This window comes from Microbacterium sp. NPDC064584 (genome assembly GCF_040687315.1).
Classification (GTDB): domain Bacteria; phylum Actinomycetota; class Actinomycetes; order Actinomycetales; family Microbacteriaceae; genus Microbacterium; species Microbacterium lacus.
The window spans coordinates 650,801-675,350 of the sequence record NZ_JBFBMZ010000001.1; the positions used below are offsets into that span (position 1 = coordinate 650,801).

The 24,550-nt window shown below is 67.2% G+C and carries 21 protein-coding genes; 8 read left to right on the plus strand and 13 right to left on the minus strand.

Translation table 11 applies throughout. The annotated features are described in order from the left end of the window. Nucleotides 1–5: 5 nt before the first annotated feature. On the minus strand, nt 6–1,019 hold the full coding sequence (locus tag AB0P18_RS03110) for a malate dehydrogenase (RefSeq protein ID WP_344051277.1): 1,014 nt from the start codon (nt 1,017–1,019) through the stop codon (nt 6–8). 126 nt (nt 1,020–1,145) lie between these two features. Here AB0P18_RS03110 and AB0P18_RS03115 point away from each other — a divergent pair, with 126 nt between their 5' ends. Next, complete coding sequence (locus tag AB0P18_RS03115) at nt 1,146–2,018, plus strand: neutral zinc metallopeptidase (protein ID WP_344051279.1); 873 nt, start codon at nt 1,146–1,148, stop codon at nt 2,016–2,018. Continuing rightward, nucleotides 2,015–2,989, plus strand: coding sequence for a prolyl aminopeptidase (gene pip, locus AB0P18_RS03120; RefSeq protein ID WP_363358887.1), 975 nt, complete (start codon nt 2,015–2,017; stop codon nt 2,987–2,989). The genes AB0P18_RS03115 and pip overlap by 4 nt, the downstream gene beginning before the upstream one ends. Before the next feature lie 19 nt (nt 2,990–3,008). On the opposite strand, the gene AB0P18_RS03125 is transcribed toward pip, so the two are convergent. The 6 genes from AB0P18_RS03125 to AB0P18_RS03150 all read right to left on the minus strand — a co-directional run bounded on the left by AB0P18_RS03125 (nt 3,009) and on the right by AB0P18_RS03150 (nt 9,804). Further along, a complete protein-coding gene (locus tag AB0P18_RS03125; protein WP_363358888.1) occupies nt 3,009–4,631 on the minus strand; it encodes a GMC family oxidoreductase N-terminal domain-containing protein in 1,623 nt (540 codons plus the stop codon). Beyond that, nucleotides 4,628–6,370 carry an aldehyde dehydrogenase family protein gene (locus AB0P18_RS03130; protein ID WP_363358889.1) on the minus strand — a complete coding sequence of 581 codons (1,743 nt, stop codon included), beginning with the start codon at nt 6,368–6,370 and terminating at the stop codon, nt 4,628–4,630. The genes AB0P18_RS03125 and AB0P18_RS03130 overlap by 4 nt, the downstream gene beginning before the upstream one ends. Before the next feature lie 70 nt (nt 6,371–6,440). Beyond that, entirely contained in the window at nt 6,441–7,688 is a 1,248-nt protein-coding gene (locus AB0P18_RS03135) for an aminotransferase class V-fold PLP-dependent enzyme (RefSeq protein ID WP_363358890.1), read from the minus strand. Further along, a complete protein-coding gene (locus tag AB0P18_RS03140; protein WP_363358891.1) occupies nt 7,672–8,652 on the minus strand; it encodes a hypothetical protein in 981 nt (326 codons plus the stop codon). Before AB0P18_RS03140 ends, AB0P18_RS03135 begins: the two co-directional genes overlap by 17 nt. Nucleotides 8,653–8,655: 3 nt before the next feature. After that, a complete protein-coding gene (gene kynA, locus AB0P18_RS03145; protein ID WP_363358892.1) occupies nt 8,656–9,516 on the minus strand; it encodes a tryptophan 2,3-dioxygenase in 861 nt (286 codons plus the stop codon). 27 nt (nt 9,517–9,543) lie between these two features. Continuing rightward, nucleotides 9,544–9,804 carry a glutaredoxin domain-containing protein gene (locus AB0P18_RS03150; RefSeq protein ID WP_363358893.1) on the minus strand — a complete coding sequence of 87 codons (261 nt, stop codon included), beginning with the start codon at nt 9,802–9,804 and terminating at the stop codon, nt 9,544–9,546. Nucleotides 9,805–9,880: 76 nt separating this feature from the next. Here AB0P18_RS03150 and AB0P18_RS03155 point away from each other — a divergent pair, with 76 nt between their 5' ends. Continuing rightward, nucleotides 9,881–11,026: a glycosyltransferase family 2 protein gene (locus tag AB0P18_RS03155; protein WP_363358894.1), complete on the plus strand. Its 1,146-nt coding sequence runs from the start codon at nt 9,881–9,883 to the stop codon at nt 11,024–11,026. Between the two features lie 8 nt (nt 11,027–11,034). Here AB0P18_RS03155 and AB0P18_RS03160 read toward each other — a convergent pair whose 3' ends face one another. Beyond that, the gene (locus AB0P18_RS03160) at nt 11,035–12,198 is read right to left on the minus strand and encodes a polysaccharide deacetylase family protein (RefSeq protein WP_344051298.1); all 1,164 of its coding nucleotides are present in this window, start codon (nt 12,196–12,198) and stop codon (nt 11,035–11,037) included. 110 nt (nt 12,199–12,308) lie between these two features. Here AB0P18_RS03160 and AB0P18_RS03165 point away from each other — a divergent pair, with 110 nt between their 5' ends. Together AB0P18_RS03165 and AB0P18_RS03170 are read left to right on the plus strand one after the other, a co-directional pair. Continuing rightward, on the plus strand, nt 12,309–12,821 hold the full coding sequence (locus AB0P18_RS03165) for an ACT domain-containing protein (RefSeq protein ID WP_344051301.1): 513 nt from the start codon (nt 12,309–12,311) through the stop codon (nt 12,819–12,821). A 118-nt stretch (nt 12,822–12,939) separates the two neighbouring features. Continuing rightward, nucleotides 12,940–13,419 (plus strand): tetratricopeptide repeat protein, encoded by a 480-nt coding sequence (locus tag AB0P18_RS03170; protein ID WP_363358895.1) that lies wholly within the window; start codon nt 12,940–12,942, stop codon nt 13,417–13,419. 6 nt (nt 13,420–13,425) lie between these two features. On the opposite strand, the gene AB0P18_RS03175 is transcribed toward AB0P18_RS03170, so the two are convergent. After that, nucleotides 13,426–13,614, minus strand: coding sequence for a YdeI/OmpD-associated family protein (locus AB0P18_RS03175; protein WP_363358897.1), 189 nt, complete (start codon nt 13,612–13,614; stop codon nt 13,426–13,428). Nucleotides 13,615–13,635: 21 nt separating this feature from the next. On the opposite strand from AB0P18_RS03175, the gene AB0P18_RS03180 reads away from it, so the two are divergent. Both AB0P18_RS03180 and AB0P18_RS03185 read left to right on the plus strand, forming a co-directional pair. Then, complete coding sequence (locus AB0P18_RS03180; RefSeq protein WP_363358898.1) at nt 13,636–13,794, plus strand: hypothetical protein; 159 nt, start codon at nt 13,636–13,638, stop codon at nt 13,792–13,794. Then, on the plus strand, nt 13,791–14,279 hold the full coding sequence (locus AB0P18_RS03185; protein WP_363358899.1) for a hypothetical protein: 489 nt from the start codon (nt 13,791–13,793) through the stop codon (nt 14,277–14,279). Before AB0P18_RS03180 ends, AB0P18_RS03185 begins: the two co-directional genes overlap by 4 nt. Before the next feature lie 21 nt (nt 14,280–14,300). Here AB0P18_RS03185 and AB0P18_RS03190 read toward each other — a convergent pair whose 3' ends face one another. After that, complete coding sequence (locus AB0P18_RS03190) at nt 14,301–14,579, minus strand: winged helix-turn-helix domain-containing protein (RefSeq protein ID WP_344051307.1); 279 nt, start codon at nt 14,577–14,579, stop codon at nt 14,301–14,303. 105 nt (nt 14,580–14,684) lie between these two features. On the opposite strand from AB0P18_RS03190, the gene AB0P18_RS03195 reads away from it, so the two are divergent. Beyond that, the gene (locus AB0P18_RS03195; RefSeq protein WP_363358900.1) at nt 14,685–15,641 is read left to right on the plus strand and encodes a sodium-dependent bicarbonate transport family permease; all 957 of its coding nucleotides are present in this window, start codon (nt 14,685–14,687) and stop codon (nt 15,639–15,641) included. A 237-nt stretch (nt 15,642–15,878) separates the two neighbouring features. Here the strand turns inward: AB0P18_RS03195 and AB0P18_RS03200 are convergent, their stop codons facing one another. From AB0P18_RS03200 to AB0P18_RS03210, 3 genes are all read right to left on the minus strand, one after another. After that, complete coding sequence (locus AB0P18_RS03200; RefSeq protein ID WP_363358901.1) at nt 15,879–18,488, minus strand: S8 family peptidase; 2,610 nt, start codon at nt 18,486–18,488, stop codon at nt 15,879–15,881. Beyond that, nucleotides 18,485–19,441: an ATP-binding protein gene (locus AB0P18_RS03205; protein ID WP_363358902.1), complete on the minus strand. Its 957-nt coding sequence runs from the start codon at nt 19,439–19,441 to the stop codon at nt 18,485–18,487. The genes AB0P18_RS03200 and AB0P18_RS03205 overlap by 4 nt, the downstream gene beginning before the upstream one ends. A gap of 234 nt (nt 19,442–19,675) precedes the next feature. Continuing rightward, nucleotides 19,676–24,532: a type ISP restriction/modification enzyme gene (locus AB0P18_RS03210; RefSeq protein WP_363358903.1), complete on the minus strand. Its 4,857-nt coding sequence runs from the start codon at nt 24,530–24,532 to the stop codon at nt 19,676–19,678. Between the last annotated feature and the right edge of the window lie 18 nt (nt 24,533–24,550).

Below are 24,550 nucleotides of genomic sequence, written 5' to 3' on the forward strand. Positions count from 1 at the left end.
CGCCGCTAGAACACCCCGAGCGCGCGGACGGCATCGCGTTCCGCGACGAGTTCCGCCACGGAGGCCTCGATGCGGGCGCGGGCGCGGGCGTCGACCTCGAGTCCTTCGATCACGCGATAGCCGTTCCCGTCGGAGCGCACCGGGAACGAGCAGACGAGGCCTTCCGGCACGCCGTATTCGCCGCGCGAGACGACGGCCGCCGACGTCCAGGGCGTCCCGGCCTGCTCGTCGCGCACGTGCTCGATCGCGGCGTTCGCGGCGGAGGCGACCGATGACGAGCCGCGCACCTCGATGATCTCCGCCCCGCGCTTCGCGACCCGCGGGATGAACGTGTCATCCAGCCACGCCTGCGCGGCATCCCCACCGCCGAGCCGTTCGGCGAGCGCGTCGACCACGCGTTCGCCTCGGGCCCGCGCGTGGGAGACGTCGGGGAACTGCGTCGCGGAGTGATTGCCCCAGATCGCGACGTTCTCGATCTCGTCGGCGCGGACGCCGAGGGTCTGGGTGAGCTGGCCGACGGCGCGGTTGTGATCGAGCCGGGTCAGGGCGGTGAAGCGGTCGGCCGGGATCCCGGAAGCGGATGCCGCGGCGATGAGCGCGTTCGTGTTCGCGGGGTTGCCGACCACGACGACGCGCACGCCGTCGGAAGCGGCCTCGCCGATCGCCGCGCCCTGCGGACCGAAGATGCCGGCGTTCGCGGCGAGGAGGTCGGCCCGTTCCATCCCGGGTCCTCGCGGGCGTGCGCCGACGAGCAGGGCGATGTCGCATCCGTCGAACGCGACGGCCGGGGCGTCGCTGATCTCCACGTCACGCAGCAGCGGAAACGCGCAGTCCTGCAGCTCGAGGGCAGCCCCCTCGGCGCTGCGGATCCCCTGCGGGATCTCGAGGAGCCGGAGGCGGACCGGCCGGTCCGGGCCGAGCATGTCGCCCGCGGCGATCCGGTACAGCAGGGCGTAGCCGATCTGCCCGCCCGCGCCGGTGATCGTGACCGTGGTCTCGCGCTGTCTCGAGGTCGCCATGAACGAGAGCCTATTGCGGCGCCTGTCCGCGCGCAGACGCATACCGGATCGGACCGCGCCGAGCAATACCGCTCGTCGCAGGCGGATTTCCCGGACCGCGCGCGGCGGCACCGGTACCGTGATCCCATGACCTTCAACGACAACGCGAGCGTCGGAGGCAACTCGGCCCGCCGCCGGGGTGCCGGCGTCGCGGTGGCCGGCGGCGGTATCGCGGGCATCGGCGCGATCGCGGTGCTGCTGTTCCAGCTCTTCACGGGCACCGACATCTCCGGCCTCCTCGGCGGCGGGGGTGTGCCGAACCCGGCAGACACCGGCACGGCGATCGCGAACTGCGAGACCGGGGCCGACGCGAACGCGAGCGATGACTGCCGTCTGGCGGCGGCATCCCTGTCCATCAACCAGTTCTGGGCCGAGAACGTCGAGGGCTACCGCGAGCCGACGCTCATCATCGTCGACCAGTCCACCTCCAGCCAGTGCGGCACGGCATCCAACGCGACCGGTCCGTTCTACTGCCCGCCCGAAGAGACGATCTACGTCGATCCGACCTTCTTCGCGCTCCTGCGCGACCAGTTCGGTGCCACGGCGGGGTCGCTGTCGCAGCTGTACGTGCTCGCCCACGAGTACGGCCACCACATCCAGCAGATCACCGGCATCATGCAGCAGTACCCGAACAACGGCACGGGCGAGGACTCGAACGGCGTCCGCACCGAACTGCAGGCCGACTGCTTCGCCGGTGCGTGGGTCGCCGGGGCCTCCCAGACGGTGGACGAGAACGGCGTGCCCTATCTGAAGCCGCCCACCCAGCAGGAGATCAACGACGCGCTCAACGCCGCGCAGACCGTCGGCGACGACCACATCCAACAGCAGTCCGGAGGTGCCGTGAACCCCGAGACCTGGACGCACGGCTCCAGCGAGCAGCGCGCGCGCTGGTTCTCGACCGGACTCGACGGCGGCATCGCGGCGTGCGACACGTTCGCCGTCGCAGGAAGCGATCTATGACCCAGCCCGATGAGCTCGACTGCCTCTACCCGGAGATCGAACCGTACGAGACCGGGATGCTCCTGGTCGGCGACGGCCACCGCCTGTATTGGGAGCAGAGCGGCAATCCCGACGGCAAGCCGGTCGTGTTCCTGCACGGCGGCCCCGGAGCGGGGACATCCGCGTGGCACCGGCGCCTGTTCGACCCCGAGAAGTACCGCATCGTGCTGTTCGACCAGCGCGGCTGCGGGCGCAGCACGCCGCACGCGAGCGAACCGGGCGCGGACCTCCGCTACAACACCACGTGGCACCTCGTCGCCGACATCGAGCTGCTGCGCCGCAACCTCGGCATCGACCGGTGGCAGGTCTTCGGCGGCTCGTGGGGGAGCGCGCTCGCCCTCGCGTATGCGGAGACGCATCCGGATGCCGTGACCGAGCTCGTCCTGCGCGGGGTCTTCACCCTGCGCCGCCACGAGCTGGAGTGGTTCTACGAGGGCGGCGCGTCGGCGGTGTTCCCGGACCTGTGGGAGGACTTCATCGCGCCGATCCCGGTGCTCGAGCGCTCGCGCATGATCGAGGCCTACCACCGGCGGCTGAACGATCCCGACCCGGCGGTCCACGTTCCGGCCGCGGTGGCATGGTCGCGCTGGGAGGCCGCCACGCTCACCCTGCGCCCGGATGAGGCCCTCGTCGCCGCGATGACCGAGCCCGCGGCGGCCACCGCCTTCGCCCGCATCGAGAACCACTTCTTCGTGCACGGGGGATGGTTCCGCGACGAGCAGCTCATCGCCGACGCTGGCGCGCTGCGCGGCATCCCCGCCGTCATCGTCCAGGGGCGCTACGACATGTGCACGCCCATCATGACCGCCTGGGACCTGCACCGGGCGTGGCCGGAGGCCGAGCTCGTGGTCGTCGACGACGCCGGGCACTCGGCGAGCGAGCCGGGCATCGCCGCGGCGCTCGTCGCCGCGACCGACCGCTTCGCCGGCTGACCCGGACGGATGCCGCGGTTCAGCGCCCCCGGATGAGGTCGGCCGCGACCTCACCGACCACGATCGCGGGGGCGTTCGTGTGCCCGCGGATGAGCGACGGGATCACGGACGCATCGGCGACGCGGAGTCCCGCGGCCCCGCGCACGCGAAGCTCGGGATCCACGACCGCGTCGGCATCCGTTCCCATCCGCGCCGTGCCGACCGGGTGGTAGAGGGTGTGGGAGTAGCGCCGCAGCGATAGTTCGGCGCGCTCGTGCGGCGTCATGTCCTCCCCGCCCTCCGGCTGAACCCAACCGCCGGTGGTCACAGCACGCATCGCGGGGGTGGACAGCAGTCGCTCGCACTCCGCGAGCCCCGCGAGCATCGTCGCCCGGTCGACCCCCTCGCTGTCGGACAGGTAGCGCGGGTCGATGAGCGGCTTGTCGGCGGGGTCTGCCGAGCGCAGGCGGATGGTCCCGCGACTGCGCGGCCGCAGCAGGATCGCACCGACCGTGAGGCCCTCCGCGGGCGGTGGCACGAGCCCCTCGCCCACGTACGGCGCCGACGCGAAGATGATCTCGATATCGGGAAGCTCGGCCGCCATCCCGGTGCGGTCCGCGACATCGGTGCGCACGAACCCGTACGCTTCCGCGACGTTCGAGGTCAGCATCCCGCGCCGCGTCGTGAGGTACCGGGCGAGTTCGGCCGCGCGTGTGGCTCCGTACAGGGTGCCGCTGTGGGCGGAGGGGGCGAGCCCCGCGACGAGGTGATCCTGCAGGTTCGCCCCGACGCCGGGTCGGTCGGCGATGATCGGGATGCCGAGATCGGCCAGGTGATCGGCGGGTCCGAGCCCGGAGAGCATCAGCAGCTGCGGGGTGTTCACCGCGCCGCCCGCGAGGATCACTTCCCGCCGGGCCGCGGCGTGGCGGGTGATGCCGCCGATCTCGACGTACACGCCGGTCGCGCGCGGCACCTCGGCGTCGGAGTCGAACGTCACCCGCCGCACGAATGCGTTCGTGAGGACCCGGAGGTTCGCGCGCCTGCGCGCGGGACGGAGGTACGCATCCGCGGTCGAGGCCCGCGCGCCGCGGTGCTGCGACACCATGGTCTGCGAAAAGCCCTGATGATCGGGGAGGTTCGGTGGCGTCACCGCGTGCCCCGCCTCGATGGCAGCCTCGAGGAACGCCGCCGTCTGCGCGCGGGGCTCGCGCTGGTGCTCGACGCGCTGGGCCCCGTTCGTGCCCTGCGTCGGGTGCGTCGCGTCCTCGGTGCGCTCGGCGCGGCGGAAGTAGGGGACGAGCGCGTTCCACGACCAGCGGTCACCCGCGACTTCCGCCCAGTCGTCGTAATCCGCCGCGAAACCGCGGATCCACATCATGGCGTTCAGCGACGACGAGCCGCCGAGCGTCTTGCCACGCGGCCAGAACACGGTGCGGTCCTCGAGCTCGGGCTGGGGGACGGTGTCGTAGTTCCAGTCGTAGCGTCCGCGGAAGAGCTTCGAGAACGCGGCCGGGACGTGCAGTTCGAGCGCGGTGTCGGGGCCGCCGGCCTCCAGCAGCAGGACGGAGACCCCCGGGTCTTCGCTCAGCCGCGCGGCCACTGCAGCGCCGGACGAGCCCGCACCGACGATCACGTAGTCGGCGGACAGGTCGTGCGCGCTCATGCGCGGAACGCCTGGACGAGCGTGCCGGCGAGCCGGGCGAGGTTGCCGTCCATCCGGTAGCGCGTGAAGCCCTCACTCACGGCGGCGCCGGTCCGCGCGTCGACGAACCACGGGGGCTTGGGGAGGACCGAGAAACGGCTCCCCCGCAGCGACCGGGGGAACGGTCGGAACGGACCGCGCGTGATCGAGCGCTCCACGCCGTCCAGCAGAAGGGCGTTGTGCACGACGCCGATGCCGCTGTGGACGTCCTGCAGGGTGGCGCCAGGGAACCCTCCCCACGTGAGCGTCGGGGTGAGGAATCCGAACGCCGTCCACGAGTTGATCGCGATCGCGCCGTAGCGGAGCTCGGCGATCGCCCGCTCGAATCCGTCTCCGAGCGCGGACTGTGTCGCCGGATCGATCAGCACGTTCGCACCGAGGGTGCCCACGAGCGCGTCGTTCGCGTGCGCGACGGCGGCGTCGAGGAACTCCTGTCCGTTGCCCGGCAGGTCGACGACACCGAGGACGGGCGCGAAGTACTCCGTCGTCTCCAGGGCGGCGGCATCCGCACCGGCTCGCACTTCGACCAGGAGGCGTGAGCCGTCGCCGCACCGGCGGGCATCCGGGTAGCTCGCCGCGGCGGTGTCGAGCTTCTCGTCGCTGCGGGGGTACCAGACCGGGGGTGCCGGCGCCGCATCGAACGCGCGGCGGAGCTCGCGCAGGAACGCGGCCCGCTGCGGCCAGTCGGCGCTGAGGATCACGACCTGCCCGGCGATGCAGTTGTGTCCGCTGTTCTGCAGGCGCATCGTGACCACGTGCTCGGCCTGGAAGCGGAGGTCGGCCGCGCTCCAGGTACCCGGCACGACGATGATCGGTGAGACGCCCCCGAGCTCGGACGTGATGGGCTTCTTCAGCTGCGGTCGGTTCTCGCGCCGCCGACGGCTGCCCGCCGCCCCTGTGCCCCACACGATCGCATCGAACGTGGGGGCGGCCCCCGTGATGTGCACGTGGTCGACCTGCGGGTGGGCCGTCAGATAGGCGCCGACGTCGCCTGCGCCGGTGACGATGCGCAGCAGCCCCGGCTCGATGAGCGGGGCGAGCGCGCGCTCGAACACCGGTACGAGGGAGTCCTGCGTCGGGTTGACCTTGAGGATCACGACGCGGTTGTGAGCGAGCAGTTCGTACAGGACGTCGAGCACGGGGATCGAGGTGACGTTCCCGGCGCCCAGCACGAGTCCGATGCCGCCGCTGCGCGTCGGGTGGCGCTGGCCGAGGCCCGCCGCCATGAGCGCCTCGTGCCGGGTGACTCCCGCCTCGAACCACACTTCGCCGGTGTAGCCGGAGAGCAGCACGGAGTCCATCGCCGCGAGCGGGAACACGTGCGCGCGGAGGCGCCCGCCGGGAGCGGCATCCGTCTTCACGCCGTCCAGGGGACTGCGTCCGCTCGCCAGCGCCTCGAGGCTGCGGCGATAGGCCTCGAGGGCGACGAGCGTCGCGTACGGACCGCTCAGCCATTCCTCGCCACGCAGCGGATGCCGCGGGTCGAGTCCTTTCGAGGTCGCGGCCGTCTCGGCCCATTCCTGCGCGACCGCCGACACGGTGGCGTGCAGCCGCTCCAGCAGGCGCGCGCGTTGCGCGAGGGTCAGATGCGACCACGTCCGCGTGCCGGCGCTCAGATCGTCGATCGCGGCGTCGAGCCGGTCGGCACCGTCCGGGAGCGCCTCGGTGGACGGGGCGGGGGCTTTCACGCTGGACGACACGGCGCTCTCCTTCGGGCGGGCCTTCAGCTTACGGCGCGGAACTGAGTTCCATCATCGGTGCGCCTCGATCTCACGATGTGATGGTCGAGACCGCGTCGCGCACCGCGCGCATGCCCGCGAGGGTCTCGGCGAAGCTCGTCGACAGCGGCGACAGTCCGATCCGCAGGCCTCCGGGATCGCGGTAGTCCGGGATGACGTCCTGCGTCCACAGTCGCGCGGTCACGTCGCGCATGGATGGATGCTGCAGCGTCACGTGACCGCCGCGCTCGGCGGCATCGCGCGGCGAGGCGACGGTGACGCCGAGCGGGGCGAGCAGATCGTCGGCCAGGGCGATCGCGAACTCGGTGAGGGCGACGGACTTCTCGCGGATCGCCGGGACGCCGACCTCGGCGATCAGGTCGACCATGTCGCGCACCGGCAGCATGCCGATGATCGGCGGGGTGCCCGAGAGGACGCGCCGGATACCGGGCGCCGGGGTGTAGCCGGGACCCATCGCGAAGACGTCCGCGGTGCCCATCCAGCCCTGGATGGGCTGGGCGAGACGCGACTGCAGGTGCTCGGCGACGTAGGCGAACGCCGGCGCACCCGGTCCGCCGTTGAGGTACTTGTACGTGCAGCCGACGGCGAGGTCGAAGCCCCACGCATCCGCCTGCACCGCGACCGAGCCCGCCGAGTGGCACAGGTCCCAGAGGATGAGCGCCCCCGCGTCGTGCGCGATGCGGGTGAGTGCTTCGGCGTCGGCCAGGTACCCCGAGCGGTACGCGATCTGGCTGATCACGACGACGGCCGTCGCAGGTCCGGTGGCATCCCGCAGCTGGGCGGCGCTCACACCCGCCGACCGGTCGACGTCGATCCACCGCACGCGTCCTCCGCGCTCGGCGGCGATGCCCTCGACGAGGTAGCGGTCGGTCGGGAAGTTGTCGGTGTCGATCACGATCTCGACTCGGGCGGGGTCGGCGGCGCGCTGCGCGTCGAACGCCGCGCGGATGAGCTTGTACAGCAGCACGGTCGTGGAGTCGCCGATCACCGTCTGCCCGGGCGCCGCGCCGATGACCGAGCGCCCGATCGCGTCGCCGATCCGGAACGGCAGCTCCATCCAGGACTCGTCCCAGCCGCGGATGAGCCGCCCGCCCCACTCCTCGTGCACGAACCGTCCGAGGGTCTCGGCGCTGCGGCGCAGCGGCCGCCCGAGGGAGTTCCCGTCGAAGTACACCAGCGGGCTCTCCGCACCGATGAACGCATCGCGGTACGGGGCGAGCGGGTCGGCCGCATCGAGCTCGGCCGCCCGGGCGGTCAGTTCGTCAGCGATGGTCGTCATGGATCAGCTCCTCAGTGGGGACGACGGTGGCACCGGCCAGCCAGGCGGGGACCTCATCCACGGATCCGGGTGCCTCTCCCGCCACGAACGACGCGACACCGTGTGGCGCCTCGCGCAGCGGCCACGGGTCGGCCAGTGCCGCGACCAGCGCGGGTCCGCGCACGCCCGCGGAATCCAGCGCGGCCAGTTCGTCCGGCTGGATGCCGCTCGCACGGTCGCCGTTGCCGAGATCGGTGCCGTAGAGCACGCGCCCGCCCGCCGCGGCGAACGTGGTCAGATTGATCGTCGCCCGCTCACGGCCGGGCCCGTCGTGTATCGACAGCGTGGAGATCCACCGCTGCCCCATGGCCCGGGCGCGCGCGATCGACGCTGGATCGGCCCATTCGCTGAACGGCGTGTGCGCGAGGGCGTCGACGCCGGCGTCGAGCGCGCGGCGCAGCATCCCCTCGCCTTCGACGTGGGCGACCACGGGCAGCCCGCGGGCGTGCGCGGAGGCGACGATCGCCTGCAGCGTCTCGAGGTCGAACACCGGACCCGAGGAGAAGTTGAGGGCGACCTTGATCACCGACGCTCCGCACGTGTGCTGTTCGTCGATCGCGGTCGCGACGCCGCCGGGCACCCCGGCGTCGAGCGAAATGTTCGTGATCTCGTGCGTGGTCTCCGGGGGCGCCCACGATCGACCGACCGGATAGCCTCCCGGTGCGGTCAGGAATGCCCCCGCATAGGCGACGGCGGGGAAGCCGCCGCCCGGCCGGCGCGCCAGGGCGATCGGATCTCCGCCGAGGTCCACGACGGCGGCGATGCCGTGACGGGACAGTGGGGCCTCGTCGATCAGGTGGGTGTGCACGTGGTGATCGGTGAAGGCCGGCAGCGCGGTCCCGCGCTCGCCGGTGACCGCGCGCCGGCACGGCCGGGCATCAGGTCCGAGCAGCTCGTGCAGGGCGGAGAGATCGGCGTGCGGCATCCGTCACCCGCCGATCTCGGTCCTGACCGCGAACAGCTCGGGGAAGAACGTGAGTTTCAGTGCCCGCTGCAGGAACGGCACGCCGCTCGAGCCGCCCGTCCCCTTCTTGAACCCGATGATGCGGTCGACGGTCTTCAGGTGCCGGAACCGCCAGAGCTGGAAGTTGTCCTCGAGGTCCACGAGCTCCTCGCACGTCTCGTATGCGGCCCAGTGCGTCTGCGGATCGGCATAGATCTCGGCGAACAGGGGCACGAGTTCGGGGGTGAAGGTCCACGCCTTGGTGACATCGCGTTCGAGGACGGAGCCGGGGATGCCGTAGCCCTGCCGGGCGAGCAGGCGCAAGAACTCGTCGTACAGGCTGGGTGCCTCCAGCGCGTCGCGCACGAGGGCGTGTGCGGCGGCATCCGCGTCGAACACGCGCAGCATCGCGGCGTTCTTGTTGCCGAGCGTGAACTCCACCGCGCGGTACTGCGCGGACTGGAAGCCGCTCGCGTTGCCCAGCACTCCGCGGAACTGCGCGTACTCGGCGGGGGTGAGCGTCGCGAGCACCGACCACTGCTCGGTGAGCGTGCGCTGGATGTGCTTGACGCGCGCGATGCACTTGAGGGCCGGAGCGAGCCGGTCTTCGCGCAGGAAGACGCACGCGCCGGAGAGCTCGTGCAGGACGAGCTTGAGCCACAGCTCGGTCGTCTGGTGCTGGATGATGAACAGCAGCTCATCGTGATGCTCCGGGGAGCTCAGCGGATGCTGCGCCGCGAGCAGGGTGTCCAGCTCGAGGTAACCGCCGTAGCTCATGCGGTCGGAGAAGTCCGTGACGACCGACTCTTCGATCGTCCGGGTGTTCTGCTGCACGCCGTCGCTCACCCGCTCAGCCTAGTGAGCGGGGTGCGCTCAGATCAGGGACAGCTCGCGCAGCTTCGACTCGACGTCGGCGTTCGACGGCTCGACGTGGTGCGACGAGTCGGGGTACACGACCACGGGGATCTGCGTGCGTCCGGAGATCTCGCGGGCGACGTCCGCGGCGGCGGGCTCGGCCACCAGATCGACGTAGGTGTACTCCACGCCGAGGCCGTCGAGCTGGCTCTTGGTGCGGATGCAGTCGCGGCACCAGTCGGCACCGAACACCGTCAGGGAGGAGGGTGAAGAAGTCATCCCTCCATCCTCCCGCATGCAGCCTGGATGACGGCCGGATGCCCGGCACGGGGTCGCATGGCACGATTAGACCGGCATGCACCTCTCGATCGTCGTCCCGACCTACAACGAGGCTCCCAACATCGCGGAGCTCGTTCGGCGTGTCACGACCGAGACGGCGGGCATGGACGCGGAGATCGTCTTCGTCGACGACAGCACGGACGACACTCCCGACGTGATCGCCGCGGTCGCGGCGGAGGCGACGATCCCGGTCCGCCTGATCCACCGCGCGCGGCGCACCGGCGGTCTCGGCGGTGCGGTCCTGGAGGGCATCGCCGCCGCGGCGGCGGATGCCTGCCTCGTGATGGACGGCGATCTGCAGCATCCCCCCGAGGAGATCCCCGCGCTCTACGCCAGATTCCTGCAGGGCGACGTCGACGTCGTGATCGCCTCCCGCTACGCCGGCGACGGGACCTCGGCGGGCCTGGCCGGACGCACCCGTGTCATGGTCTCGAAGGCCTCGACGGCGCTCACTCGCGCGATGTTCCCCATCCGGCTCAAGGACGTCAGCGATCCGATGACCGGATTCTTCCTGATCGACCGGCGGGCGCTGGATGCCGAGACCCTGCGTCCGCGGGGCTTCAAGATCCTGCTCGAGATCCTCGCCCGCAAGAACCTGCGCGTCGCCGAAGTGCCGTTCGAGTTCGCGGACCGTCACGCGGGGGATTCGAAGGCCTCCGTGCGCCAGGGGCTGCACTTCCTCACCCAGCTGACCGCACTGCGCTTCGGGAAGATGTCGCTGTTCGCCGTGATCGGCGGACTCGGGGCCCTGGCGAACGTCGCCCTGGTGTGGGCGCTCACCCACCTCGGCGTCAACTACCTCATCGCCGCGATCGTCGCGTCCGAGGTCACGATCATCGGCAACTTCCTGCTGCAGGAGCGCTTCGTCTTCCACGACATGAAGGGGGCGGCATCCGGCGTCTGGTCGCGCTTCGCGAAGTCGTTCACCTTCAACAACGCGGAACTGCTGATCCGCATCCCCATCGTGGCCCTCATGGTGAACACCGGTCACATCTCCGCCGTGATCGCGACGGCGATCACGCTCGTCGTCGCCTTCATCGTGCGCTTCGTGTTCCACTCACTCGTGGTCTACGCGCCGCGGAAGGCGGGCGCTCCCGTGAGCGCCGGTCGCCGCTTCGTCGACGAGCTCGATGCGCAGGCGATGTCTCCCGGTGAACTCTGACGGGGCGATCAGCCGATCAGGTTGATGATGTCGTTCACGTTCATGCCGTAGTTCACGCGCACCACCGGGAGCGCGAGCTTGTCGGTGCCGATCGTGACGTATCCCGGCTCGATCGTGCGCGCCATCTCGAAGCCCGCTTCGCGCAGCGCTTCCTTCGCCGTCTCGTTGTAGTGCCCGAACGGGTAGGCCATGACCTCTTTCACGCCGAGCACGTCGGCGGAGGCCTGCATGTCGGCGACGATCTCGGGGATGCTCCAGTTCACGATGCGACCCTGGCCGTTCGCGCCCGCCTGGTGCATGTCGTGGGTGTGGGAGCGACGCAGCACGTACGGGCTCGGCGCCGGGTCCTGGCGGTAGGCGGTGATCATGAACGACGTCGACAGCAGCTTGTACTTGTCGATCACCGGCACCGCGAGGTCGAACCAGGTCTGGTCGGCGTCGTCGTCCGTGATGACGACGGAGTGATTGGGCAGCCAGAGCCGGCCGTCGATGAAGGCGCTCAGCTCGTCCCACGTCGGGAGGTAGAATCCGCCGGTGGCGACATGGTTCATGTGCGCGTCGAAGTCGCCGATGTACGCGTAGTTGCCGCGCAGCCACCCGTCCTCGCCCTCGGGCCGCGTCGTGAACTGGTGGTACATCATGATCGGGATCCGCGCGTTCTCCGCCACGTTCTCGTCCGGTGTCTTCCACGACCCGTACAGCGTGATCTGCTGGTCGGTGCACGCGACGAGCTCGGAGCCGTTGACGCGGGACGGGATGCTGAACGCGGCCGCCTCTGCGGGATCGGCGTACCAGCCGGCGAACACCATGCCGTCGCGAGAGGGGATCGGAAGCCCGGAATACAGGGCGCCCTGCGTCTGGAGCATGGGCGCATCGGCGACTCCGTCGCCGGCGAAGCTCACGGCGCACGCGTTCGGGTCGTCGGTCGAATCCAGCAGCTGCTGCGCGGCCGTGAGCGGGGTCTGGGTCGGCTCGGGCGTCGGATCGCTCGTCGCATCGGCCGGCGCGGGAGCGGCATCCGCCCCACCGCGGTTCAGCGCGATCACCGAGATCGTGACGACGAGCGCGGCGACGAGCACGAGGGCGGAGATGAAGGCGGTGAGGCGCCGACGGCGCCGCACCCGCGCGGACGGGCGACGCCTGCGCGCGCCGCTGCGTGTGGAATCAGTCACTCTGGTCGGCCCCAACCGTTTCGAGGCGATGTCGCTCGCCTGCCCCTCGCACATCGTACGACCGCATCTTGCGCCTGCCTGGGAAGTCGGCCGGTGGGTACGCTGTGGCCATGACAACGCTCGTCCTCACCGTCGTCGGCCCCGATCGCGCCGGCCTGGTCGCCGCCGTCGCCGATGTCGTGGACGCGCACGGCGGCAACTGGGAGAACAGCCAGCTCGCCGAGCTCGCGGGCGCGTTCGCGGGCATCGTCCAGGTCTCGGTCGACGAGACCCGCGTCGAGGAGCTGCGCGCCGCGCTCTCGGCGCTGGACGGGCTCCTCACCGTCACCGCGCACGCCGGTGCCGGCGAGGGTGTCTCGACACCCGACCGCGAGTTCTCGTTCCGGGTGCTCGGCAACGACCGCCCCGGCATCGTGCGGGAGGTCTCCACCGCCCTGAGCTCGCAGGGCCTGAGCATCGAGCGGATGAGCACCGAGACGTACGACGCGGCGATGGCCGGCGGCAGGCTGTTCGAGGCCTCCATCAGCGCCCGGGTGCCGGCATCCGTCGACGTCGACGCCGTCCAGGCGGCGCTCGAGGCGCTCGCCGCCGAGATCCAGGTCGACGTCACCCGCGAGGCCTGACCCGCCTGCCTTTTTCGCTGAGACTCCAACTGCACGTCGAGACCATGGGGTTTCCCCACCGTCTCGACGTGCAGTTGTCGTCTCACGGGTCGGTGCGGGCGCCGCGTAGCGTGGAGGCGTGGACGAAGCGACGTGGGACGAGCGCATCGCGGCCTTCTGGGCGGATGCCGATGACGAGCGACCGGACGCGATGTGGGCGGCGCTCGAGCCGCTGCTGGCCGAGCGCGGCGCCGACGATGCGGCGGCGCTGTTCGAGCGCGCGTCCTTGCACGACATGCTGGGCGATGAGCGGCAGGCCGTTCCGCTGTACCAGCGGGCCATCGCCGCGGGCCTGGATGCCGGACGCGACGGCTTCGCCGCGATCCAGCTCGGCAGCACGCTGCGCAACGTCGGCCGGTTCGACGAGGCGGCGGAACTGCTGCAGACTCGCGTGGACGATCCCGATCTCGGGCCGGCCGCCCGGGCCTTCCTCGCCCTGACCCGCCACGACCAGGGTCGGCACGCGGAAGCGCTCCGGCTCGTCCTCACGGACCACGCGCCGAACGTGCCGCTGTACGGACGCGCGCTCGCCGAGTATTCCGGGCTGCTGACCGACTGAGCGAGTTCAGGCGCCGAGGTCGCGGAGGGCCGCGTCGATGCGCCGCGCACGGGTTTCGGGCCGGCCGGCGGACTCGATCGACGCGAGTCGCTGACGGCGGTCGGCCGGGGTCAGTGCGTTCCAGGCAGCGCGCAGCACCGGGTCGTCCAGCGCCACCGCGACGTCGTCGGGCAGCGGTACGACCGACGGGTCCACGGGCGCCAGCTCTACGGGCCGATGACCCTCACCCTGTCCGGCCGGAACGGCGAGGTGAGACTGCGACAGCGGACGAGCTACCCGTTCGGCGAGGACGTCGACATCGAGGTGAGCGCGGGGGGAGAGGTCTTCACCTCGAGCTTCGCGTGCCCGGCTGGTGCCGCGAAGCGTCCGTGGTGACGGCCCGTGTCGACGAGGTCGTGATCGAACGGCGCGCGATGACGATCGCGGTGACCGGGCGCTGGGGTGATGCGATCACGGTCAGGCTCACACTCGCGCAGTCGCTCGACGCGGTGCCCACCGCGGATGGGCGGGTCGCGCTCCGGCTCGGCCCGCTCACGCTCGCCGCACCGATCGTCCATCGGGCCGTGGCGACGCGACAGTATCCCGGGAGCAACCTGCGCGATCTCGACATCGTGCCCGCCGACGGTGCCGCTCGATCACCGCTCGTGCTGCGGGAGGCGCGACTCTCCGAGGCGCGGGTCGAACGTGCGGGCGGCGAAGTGAGCTGGGCCGACACCGGCGTGCGCGTGACGGTGCCGATGATCGATCCCTCGCCGCGGTCCACGGCGACGACAGGTGCCGAAGACACCGAGGTCGTGCTCGTCCCGATCGGGCAGACGACGCTCCGTCAGACCGTCTTCAGCATGGTGCGATCCGGCTGACCGCCGCCGGGCCGGCTCAGGTCAGGTCAGGTCGCCGAGCGCCTCGAGGAGCTCGCCGACGGTGTGCGCCGCATTGGACGGATGGCGCAGGTGTCGCTCCGGGTGCACGACGTAGTGGTTGCGGCGACCCCGACGGTGTCGCTCCAGGTACCCGCCCGCCTCGAGGTCGCCGAGGATCTTCACGGCTGAGCGCGTCGAGATCCCCGCGGCTTCGGCGATCTCGAGGACGCTCGCGTCGGGGTTCGCGGACACCTGCAGGAGCACGTGCGCGTGATGGGTGAGGAAGGTCCACGCCGACATGCCTCCATTCTCGCCCCCGCTCTCGCACGGGTGGTCAATGGGTGAAGTATTCTTCATGTATCCTCCGATAGGTGAAGAAAGCTTCACCTATAAGGAGGCGTGGAGATGGATTCATCGATCACGATGGCGAGCCTGCTGAGCGCGCCCGTGCTCGCATTCGTGCTGGGCGTTCTGGCGGTCGCGATCCGCTCCGACCTGAAGGTCCCCGACGCGTTCACGCAGACCCTTTCCATCTACCTGCTCCTCGCGATCGGCCTGAAGGGCGGAGTCGCGCTTGCGGGCACCGATCCGTCCACCCTCGCGGTCCCGCTCGCGCTCGCGATCGCATTCGGTCTGGTCACCCCGGTCCTCGCCTATCTCGCGCTGCGCGTCCTCACCCCGCTCGGCCCGGTGGACCGCGGCTCGGTCGCCGCGCACTACGGGTCCACCTCGCTCGTGACCTTCACCGCCGCGATCGTCGCGCTGGAGTCCGCGAAGATCGCGGTGCCGCCGTACGCGGCGACCGTCCTCACGGTGCTCGAGGTTCCCGGCATCCTGATCGGTCTTCTCCTCGCCCGGCGGCACACCGCGCGGCGCGGGCGGTGGGGCGCCACGATCCACGAGATCCTCACCGGGAAGTCGATCCTCCTCCTGGTCGGCGGACTCGCGATCGGCGCGGTGATCGGCGAGAGCGGCTACGCGAGCGTCGAGCCGTTCTTCGGCGAGCCGTTCCGCGGCGCGCTCGTGCTTTTCCTGCTCGCCCTCGGTATCGATGCCGCCCGCAGATTCGGGGCGCTGCGCACCGGCGCGGTGGGTCTGATCGCCTTCGCGATCCTCTTCCCCCTCGTCGTCGGATCCACCGCGGTCCTCGTCGGCTCCGCCGCGGGGCTGGACACCGGAGGTGCCGCGATCCTGGGTGTGCTGTGCGCGAGCGCGTCGTACATCGCCGCGCCCGCCGCCGTGCGGATGTCGCTGCCGGACGCGAACCTCGCGTATCCGCTCGCAGCGAGCCTCGGCGTCACGTTTCCGCTGAACCTGACGGTCGGCATCCCGCTGTTCATCGGCCTCGCGCTGGTGCTGTGATGCGGGCGATCGGGCATGAAGAAACCCCCGTGCGTAGAAGCCACACGAGGGTCCCAGTGGCTCCGACGGGCGTCGATCCCGTGACCTCACGATTTTCAGTTGTGTGACACGGGTTTGTGGGTGTCAGTTGGTGCTCGATTGCCGTGTGATTCCGCGGATGTCGTGCTCGTTGGTGACGACTGGTGCTGGGCAGTTTCAGCCGAGTTCCCGGCCCGGGACCGGCCCGCAACTCCGGTCTCAGGTACCCACGCGTCCCCTGACCTCAGTGGCAACTCGCGTCCGCAGTCCTGCGCGAACCTCATCATGCACGGCCACCGTGCTGCCCACCCGGGTTTCAATCGACACAACCAGTCCATACCTGACCGATTTTCCACGTCGGAGCGTCGCCCCGTCCTTCATGCAATCGATGTGCAAGGTGAGAGACTCCTCGTCGGTGAAAACAAGTGCGCGGTCGCCCTCGATAATTTCGTGTTGACACGACCCGCGGCGCGCGGCGTGATAGTCCGCTTCGCGCCGGTCGCCAAGAGCGAACCGCTTCTCAGGCGCATCGAAAAAGACCTTCGTTCCGCGATATCGGGTGAGTGCTCCAGAGGTGGGCGCGAAGTAGGCGAGCGTCACTGTCAATCGGTGCCATTCGGCTTGGCGTCGAAGCGAGGGCGGGAGAGGAATGTCGTACGTGTGTCGCTGATCTCGTTCAATGGAGCCGCCCGCGATGAGTGTCGCTCTTTGGGCGAGGTCGCGGTCGATTCGGTCCGAGTTGAGCACGCCGTATCCCAGGAGTGCGGTGAGTTCCTTCCGCGCTTTGAGCGCGTCCATGCTGAGGACGCGCCGAAGCTGCGAGTTGCCGTCTCCCCACTCGCTTGCGTGTACGAGGAGCGCCTTCACGAGTACAGGATGGTAAAGCGCATCGGGGAATGCGGGGTCGCCCGTCGAAGCACCCTCCTCCAAGAGGTCGAACAACATGCTTGCTTCACGGGTAATGAGTGCGGTCGCATTGCTCGTGCCAAACGTAAAGACAGAGTTGTCGAGACTTCCGCCGACTCCTGGTGCGGCGACCTTCACCCCCGGACCGGTGGCGCGCGATTGGATGATTCCTACCCGCTGCTCGCTTTCTCCGAGAATCTGAACTGGTCTCGCGTATAGCGCCCGCCCGCCGGTGTGGTGGATTTCGGGCTTTACGGATCGACCAACCCCCGGGCCTACGCCTCCGTAGAAGGCCGGGAGGCCCGCGATTGCGAGATCCCATGCGGTCGCGGGAACATCGATGTCGCCAGCGCCGTCCGCGTGCGTGGCACCGACCGTCAGCGCGTTTAGCGAGTCACCTGGTGGGAGAATTCCACGAACGCGGGCGGACGCCTTCGCTGATCTCAGCGCCTCGGCTCTGACTCGATCTAGATCCTGGGCCTCTTCGGCGGTGATCGTCAGCTCATGTGCGTGGTTGCCGGCGCTTACGACGAACAGAACGTTGTACTCGAGTGAAAGCCAGTCGAGCAGTCTGCCGGCGGCGCTCATGCGGCGGACAAAAGCCCGAGTTTCGGCTCCGATAGAGAGGTTGAAGACGCGGACACTCGGCGCCGCGGCGGGTCGCCCGTCGTCGCCCTCGATGACACGTTTGACAGCTCGGTGCAGCAGATCAGGAAACAGCACGTCGCCGACGATCCGCTCGCTATTGGAAAGGAACTCGTGTGGTCGCAGGATTGGCCGGACGTACAAGGGTCGGTCTAGTGGGCCAGATGAGTTCGATAGATCGCCGTGGAGTATGAGAGACGCCATCGACGTGCCGTGGTGCCTGGCAGACAACGAATAGGCCTGTGTGAGATCGTCTGGATCATCGACGATCAGCCGCCCCTGAAGGACGGCGTGGTTCTCAACCGGCAGCCCGTCCAGAAGGGCGATGCGGGGTAGCGCCTGCGTTGGGGCGGGCTCGGGTGTGACGGTGATGGGGCCTGCCTCCACCTCAGCCGGGCCTACGCTCATCGGTTCAAAGGGGGAGACGAACATCACATCATCCATACCGAGCAGCCGAATCGCGCCCGCTCCATCGCGGAGCACAGACTCAACTTCCTGCGTCGGCAACTCCGCGAGGATCGCGTGGTATCCGATCTCGGGGATCTCGGCGGAACTTACGATCCGTCCGCCCGAGTCAGCGGTAATCGCTCGCACATGAGCCTCAGCGGCGCGACGACTCGCTGAGTCTTGCCGGTACCAAAGCTCGACCTCGACCCGGACAGGGCTACTCGAATGGCCTACAACCTCGAGCCTCTCACGCCATGCATCGAGCAGGCCGGTCTCGCGGATGCGGTCTTCAGGTCCCCACCGCCGAATAGTGCGCAGCTGGCTGAAGGCCGATCGGAACTTGGCTAGGCCACGATCAAAGATCATGTCGGGCTCTGCGACCCACTGATCAAACAATCGAACAAGCTGGCGTACAGCCTCGCTGTTTGACATCACAAGATAAAGCGATCGGCCGACCTTGTCGTCGGGGCGGTCCTCTCCGGACGACGACATGTGAAAGTCGTCGTCCGCATCGGTTTCGTCCTCGAGGAGCTCGGCCAAGAACTCGAGACCATCGATGTAAGCGATCGCATTCTTAAAGTCCTGCACGCTTCCGGCGAGGTCGAACACAACGACAAGTTCCGGGTCGATCTCGTCTGCCACCTCTGCGGTCAGCTCTGCACGACGATGCTCGAACGCCTCTGAGAGCTCACGGAACTTGGGTGAGAGTCGCGCTCCCTGTGCTGTGCTCGCCGGCCCGACAACCCGCGGCGGAACCGATGGTGATTGACGCCCGCGGTTTCCAACTCGCGGCGAGGGCAGCGCAAGTACCGGGTACGGCTCTCCGCTCATTCAGAGGCCTGTAGGCGCCGGTGTTCAAGTCGCTCCTGCACGATGGCGCGCAGATTCGGCTCAGGTAACGCTAGAACTGCTCGACGGCGCACATCGAGCGCAAACTCCTCTAGTTCCGCGTAGCTGGCGCCAGCCAACTTGTCCGCGAGGGTTCGCGGAGTGAATCCGAGATCGCCACCGAATCGTGCAGCGAGGCGCTCGAGGAATTTCGTTGCTCGAGTGCGGCTAGGTACTTCGAGATCGACCCTGATCTGGAAGCGGCGCCAGGCTGCGCGGTCCAGCAACTCGCTATGGTTCGTTGCTCCCACGAGGATCACATGAGCTGGCAGTCGGTCGATCTGCAGCAAGAGTGTAGAGACCACGCGTTTGATCTCGCCCGTCTCGTGCTCGTCAGCTCGCTCTTTCGCGATCGTGTCGAGCTCGTCGAAGAACAACACGCAACGTCGAGTGCGGGCAAATTCGAAAGCTGAATCGAGACGAGCGGCAGTTTCACCGAGGAAGCTGGAAACGATTCCTTCGTAGCGAACGACATAGAAGGGAAGCATCAACTCGGATGCGATCGCTTCCGCGACGCTTGTTTTTCCATTGCCAGGTGGGCCTGAAAGAAGCAGACGATTTCGAGGCTCAATCCCATAGCTTCTGAGGAGATCAGCCCGCTTCTGTTCTTCGATAAGTTCGCTCACGGTGCGCTCGGGAACGAGGGCGAGATCGAGATCCGACAGACGGCGCTGGGGCACGACCTCGTGGAGAAGATCCCGAACTGCGTTGCTCTTCTCATCCCGAGCAATGCCATGTCCCGAGGTTGTGATGACTTCCGAGAGGCGATCTGCCAGCAGATGATGCTGGTTGGCACGCTCTTCCGCGATGACGGCTTCGACAAGAGCGCGAAAACGCTCCCGGTCGCCGTGGCGCTCTGCCTGGACGAGGTCAAGCAGTAGGTCCGCGCGCGCCATCGTAGCCTCCTGTTGCTGCCGTCTCGCGCCTGATTCTACTGGGGTAGCTGACATTCGCCACGATCAACCCGAGTTTGGCGCAGGACAAGCGGCGATCCGTTCTCGATTGCGCGAGCCGCCGAGGAAACATCGGTGATCTTATGCAAGCGAGTCGTGTCCTTAACGTGCCGACGCGTACTGGGCTCGTCGGCCCGGTGCTGCCGCGGGGCTAGACATACCTCTCGAGGTCGCCCGTCATTCGATCATCTCCAGCGACGGCAGCCCGTTGACGATCTCGACCGTCTCGATGCTCACCGTCGTGATTCGCTTGATGAGGTCGAGGATGTAGCGCGGGTCGCCGTGCTCGTCGCCCCACGCGTTCGGGTCGTTGACGATGCCAGATGCCTTGTCGGTCTTCACTTGATACCGCTCGATGATCCAGTCGAGCGCGGAGCGCGAGCCAAGCAGGTACTCCTGCGCCTCCTCGGGGATGCCGGTGAGCGTAATGCCGTCGTTGTAGATGATCGTCGTCTTGTTGTCCTGACGACCCTCTTTCGCGTAACGCATCTTGGTGACGCGCAGCGAGGCGTTCGCCGTGACGTTCTCGATCAGTGGGTATGGCTCGACGGTCTCGTAGTTCAGATGAAGCTCGGAGAGCGCCCGACCGGCTTCAACGAACTGCTTGAACGCCTTCACCTTCGGGATGCGCGGGAGCATCTTCTTGAGGTCAGCCTCGAACTCTGCCCGGTACTCGCGCGAGTGAAGCAGCCCATAGACGTAGAAGAAGATGTCGTCCTTCGAGACACCCTTGCCGAAGGACTGCCGGTAGTCGGTCAGAATCTCGTCGGTGATGTTGTCGGCACGCTCGAAGCCAGGCGTCGCCGGAGCGGTGAGCTTGCCATCCATCTCGTCGAAGACTCCGAGCGTCCCGTCCTCTGGGAAGAGCGACGATGGGTCGCTCTCGACCGCACGGTACGTGTATCGCGGAAAGAACTGACCGCCTTCAGAACCCCACAGGTTGAGGTCGGGAACGACTCTGACCATCAACGCAGAGAAGGGCTTTAGCGCTCCGAGTCCGGACGTGTAAAAGCCTAAGTTCTGAGCGGCAGGGGTAGGGAACGCGTCGGCGAGCTGTGCACGACGGTGGATCATCTGCGAATCGAAATAGACATGCTGGAGGGAGAAGGGGCGGTACATGGCGACATACTTCGTTGCGGTGCCATCGAGAGTGGCCCGCCGCTCTCTCTTGATGTCGGGCTCAAGCGAACTTGTCCAACTAACGAACGTCGCGTCTCGATTCAAGAAGGTTGTGATGTTGGTTGGGCGTCCAGCGGAAACCCATCGATCGACCTCAAAGTTGAAGTTTGAGATCATTCGCCCGACGTTGCTGACCATTTCGTCGCGTGAAAAGTTGTAGACCCACGCATCCCGTCCGGAACCTAGACCAGTAGACCGCAGACGCAGCACTCGGAGTTCTCGGGACTTCGCATCCTTTGCCGCAACGGGCGTGAAGGTGGTGAACTTGTCGCTCCGCTGGGCGAGCCAATCCCCCTCGACTGACGGCTCCAACTGCTTCCAAGGAATGCCACTCAGCGCACCGAGAGTTTGCAACTTCGCGAGCTTCTGCTCGGTGCTGAGATAGTCACCGATGTCAAAGTAGTGGAGAACCGCTGGCGTCTTCTGCTGAGGATTCTTGACGAAAAGCGCAATGGCGATAGTCGCGCGTGATCCCGAGCCGAAGACCTTCCCGCCTTCACGTCTCGACTGCTCGCCCGATGTGCGCTGGTTGCCCCGGAGATTGATGATGTAGACGCTCGTGAACTCATCCGCAATGCTGAGCCGCACTCCGTCAGCCGAGTTTGAATCGATGTAGCCACCGTTCGAGACGAACGCAACAATGCCCTCTGAGCCGATCCTGTCAGACGCCCACCTGAGCGCCCGAAGGTAGCTGTCGAACAGCCGGTTCTTGTTCGTTGCACTCGATCGAGCGCCGTAGGTGTCTCGAATACGGGAGTCGAGCGTCTTGTACTCGTTGTTCGCGTTGGCATCATTGCTCGTCTTCTGCCCAGCGGAGTAGGGCGGGTTGCCGATGATGACGCGAATATCGCGTTCCTTCTGGGCGATCACGCGATCGTTGTTCGCTTGGAAGATGCCCATGTCGTCGAGTTCATCGTCGTCCTCGAACATCTGAAATGTGTCGGTGAGAACGATGCCGTCGAAGGGCACATACTCGCCGCCTCGGAGCGCGTGGTACGTCTCCTCGATGTTGATCGCCGCGACGTAGTAAGCGAGCAGCACGATCTCGTTGGCGTGAAGCTCGTAGCGGTACTTCCGTGCCAGGTCGTGCGGCTTGATGAGCCCCGACTGGAGCAGGCGAACGATGAAGGTGCCCGTGCCAGTGAACGGGTCGAGGACATGCACACCCTCATCAGAGATCGACGTGTCGAACTCGTCCTTCAGAATGTCGTCGACGCTGTGGAGGATGAAGTCCACGATCTCGTTCGGCGTGTAGACGATGCCGAGCTTGTCGCTCGTCTTGGAGAACGCGGTCGAGAAGAACTTCTCGTACAACTCCTTGACGATCGTCTGCTTCGCCGCCGCATCGTCGATACCTGTCGCGCGCACTCGCACGGACTCGTAGAACGACTCAAGCTTGTTCGTCTCGTTCTCAAGGTTTTCGCCGTCGAGCACCTTGACCATCGCGTTCATGACCTGCGAGACGGGGTTGTTCTCCGAGAATGCGTATCCCTCGAACAGCGCGTCGAACACCGGCTGCGTGATGAGGTGCTGCGAGAGCATCTGCACGGCATCGTCGTGGGTGATGTCAGGGTTCAGGTTGAGTCGAAGACCTTCGGTGAACGCCTCAAACTCGTCGCGGATCAGCTTGTTGTCACCCTTGACGAGCGCGTTGATTCTTTCGGAATGAGCCTGCGCGATATCTCCAACGTCCTTCGCCCAGTTTTCCCAGTAGCGGCGCTGCCCGACCTTCTGGACGATCTTGGAGAGGATCGCGTCACGCCAGGCTTCGATCTTGGAGAAGTCAAGCTGCAGAGCGCCCTGCACTTTGTCGGCACCTTTGGTTGCTGAGTCCTCTTCGTCGTCGCTCTTCCCGCCGCCCGCGCCGATCACGTCGACCATGAGACGGTTGGTCTTCTTTGTGAGGTCGATCTTGTTGACCTCGGCATCGAACCGCTCATCATGCGCGCGGAGAGCCTGGAGCACCTGCCAGACGACTCGGTACTTGTCGTTGTTGTTGAGTGCTTCATCGGGTTCGACGCCACCGGGGATCGCGATCGGCAGGATCACGTACCCGAACTTCTTGCCTGCCATCTTTCGCATGACGCGACCGACCGACTGCACAACATCGACCACGCTCTTACGGGGGTTCATGAACATCACCGCGTCGAGCGCGGGGACATCCACACCTTCGGATAGGCACTTCGCGTTCGACAGGATGCGAACGGTGGACTCCGGGGATGCTTCCTTTAGCCAGTCGAGCTTCTCGTTGCGCACGAGCATCGACTGCGTTCCGTCAACGTGACGCGCTTCTGCGTGAAGCAGCCGGGATGTGTCTTCACCCGATCCTTCGATCCGGTGAATCTCCCCCTCAACGACCTGCTGGAACGCATCCGAAAGCTTGCGAGAGGTCGCGATGTCCTTCGCGAACATCACCGCCCGCTGCATGGGCAATGGGTCGTCCTCGTACTCACCGGCGATCACCGAGCGCTTCGAGAGTCCGTTCCAGGTGCCGACGATCTTCGCGGTGTCTTCCATCGCGAGTTCGTAGCCGTCCTGCGACATCAACGACTGGAACTCGCGCGCGACGAATGACTCATCGACTGCGAGCACAAGCACCTTATAGTCGGTGAGGCGTCCCATGCTGACGGCCTGACCGAATCCGAGTCGATGGAACTCGGGTCCGTAGACCGCTTCGTCGTCCATGTCGGCGAGCTTCGCGCCGATCTCGCCCGCTTTCTTGCGAGTGCCGTCCGAGAAGATGCGCGGGGTAGCAGTCATGTAGAGGCGCTTCTTGCCCTGCACGAACGACTGGTCATGCACCTTCATGAACGCCGACTCGTCGTCATCTGACATCGCAGCACCAGTTGTGCGGTGTGCTTCGTCGCTCACGATGAGGTCGAACTCCGGCAGTCCCATCGCCTGCGCTTTCGAGATCACGGGGAGTGACTGGTAGGTCGAGAAAATCACGGTTAGCTTGTCCGAGCCGTCGCCGGAGTCGAACTGCTTGGCCAACGCCGCCGCGTTCGTTGTTGCGGGAAACGCGAGGTCAGTGACGGGGATGTCTTCGTCGGTACGACGCTTGCCGACCGACACGTCAGAGCAGACCGCGAACGACCGCATCGGCACCTCTGCCTGAATCGTCCACTCTTTTAGCGTCTGCGAGAGCAGAGCGATCGACGGCATGAGGAACAGGACGGTGCCGCCGAGCGGGACGACCTTCTCCGCGAGGCGCAGCGAAGTGAACGTCTTCCCCGTGCCGCACGCCATGATCAGCTTCCCTCGATCACGGTCTGCGAAGCCCGCGACAACATCATCGATGGCAGTGCGCTGGTAGTCGAACGGCGTCTTGAGGCGCTTCTTCTCCAGTCGCGCAGGCTCGTTCCAAACGAACTGCGACCAATCGATCGACGAGTCATCGAGGTCTTGCACGCGAAGACGCTCAACGGGGATCGACTGCCCGACTATCGCGTCTTCGGCGTTCTTTCCCCAGGTGTCTGACGTCGAGATCACAAGGCGCGAGGCGAACTCTGGTGTGTAGTCGACGGTCATCTTGCCGGACGCGGAGAGGAAGGAATCGAGCATTGGCTTCGTCACCGTGGTCGTGGGCGCAAAGAACTTGCACTGAATCGCGGTGAGTTCGCCTGTGTCACGACTCCGGGCAACCAGATCGACGCCTGTATCCGGGCGGGTTCCACGCTCGGGATACTCCGACCAGCGCCACACCTCGTCGTACAACTCGGCGTACTGCGGTTCGGTCCGGAGAAACGCCTGCATCAGCCGCTGAAAGTGCGCGCCCTTGTCGTATTCGTCGAACGCGACCTTCCGGTACTGATCGAGGACGTCGTGGATGCTCGTGATAGTGGGGTTCGTCATGTGATTCGCACTCGCTAT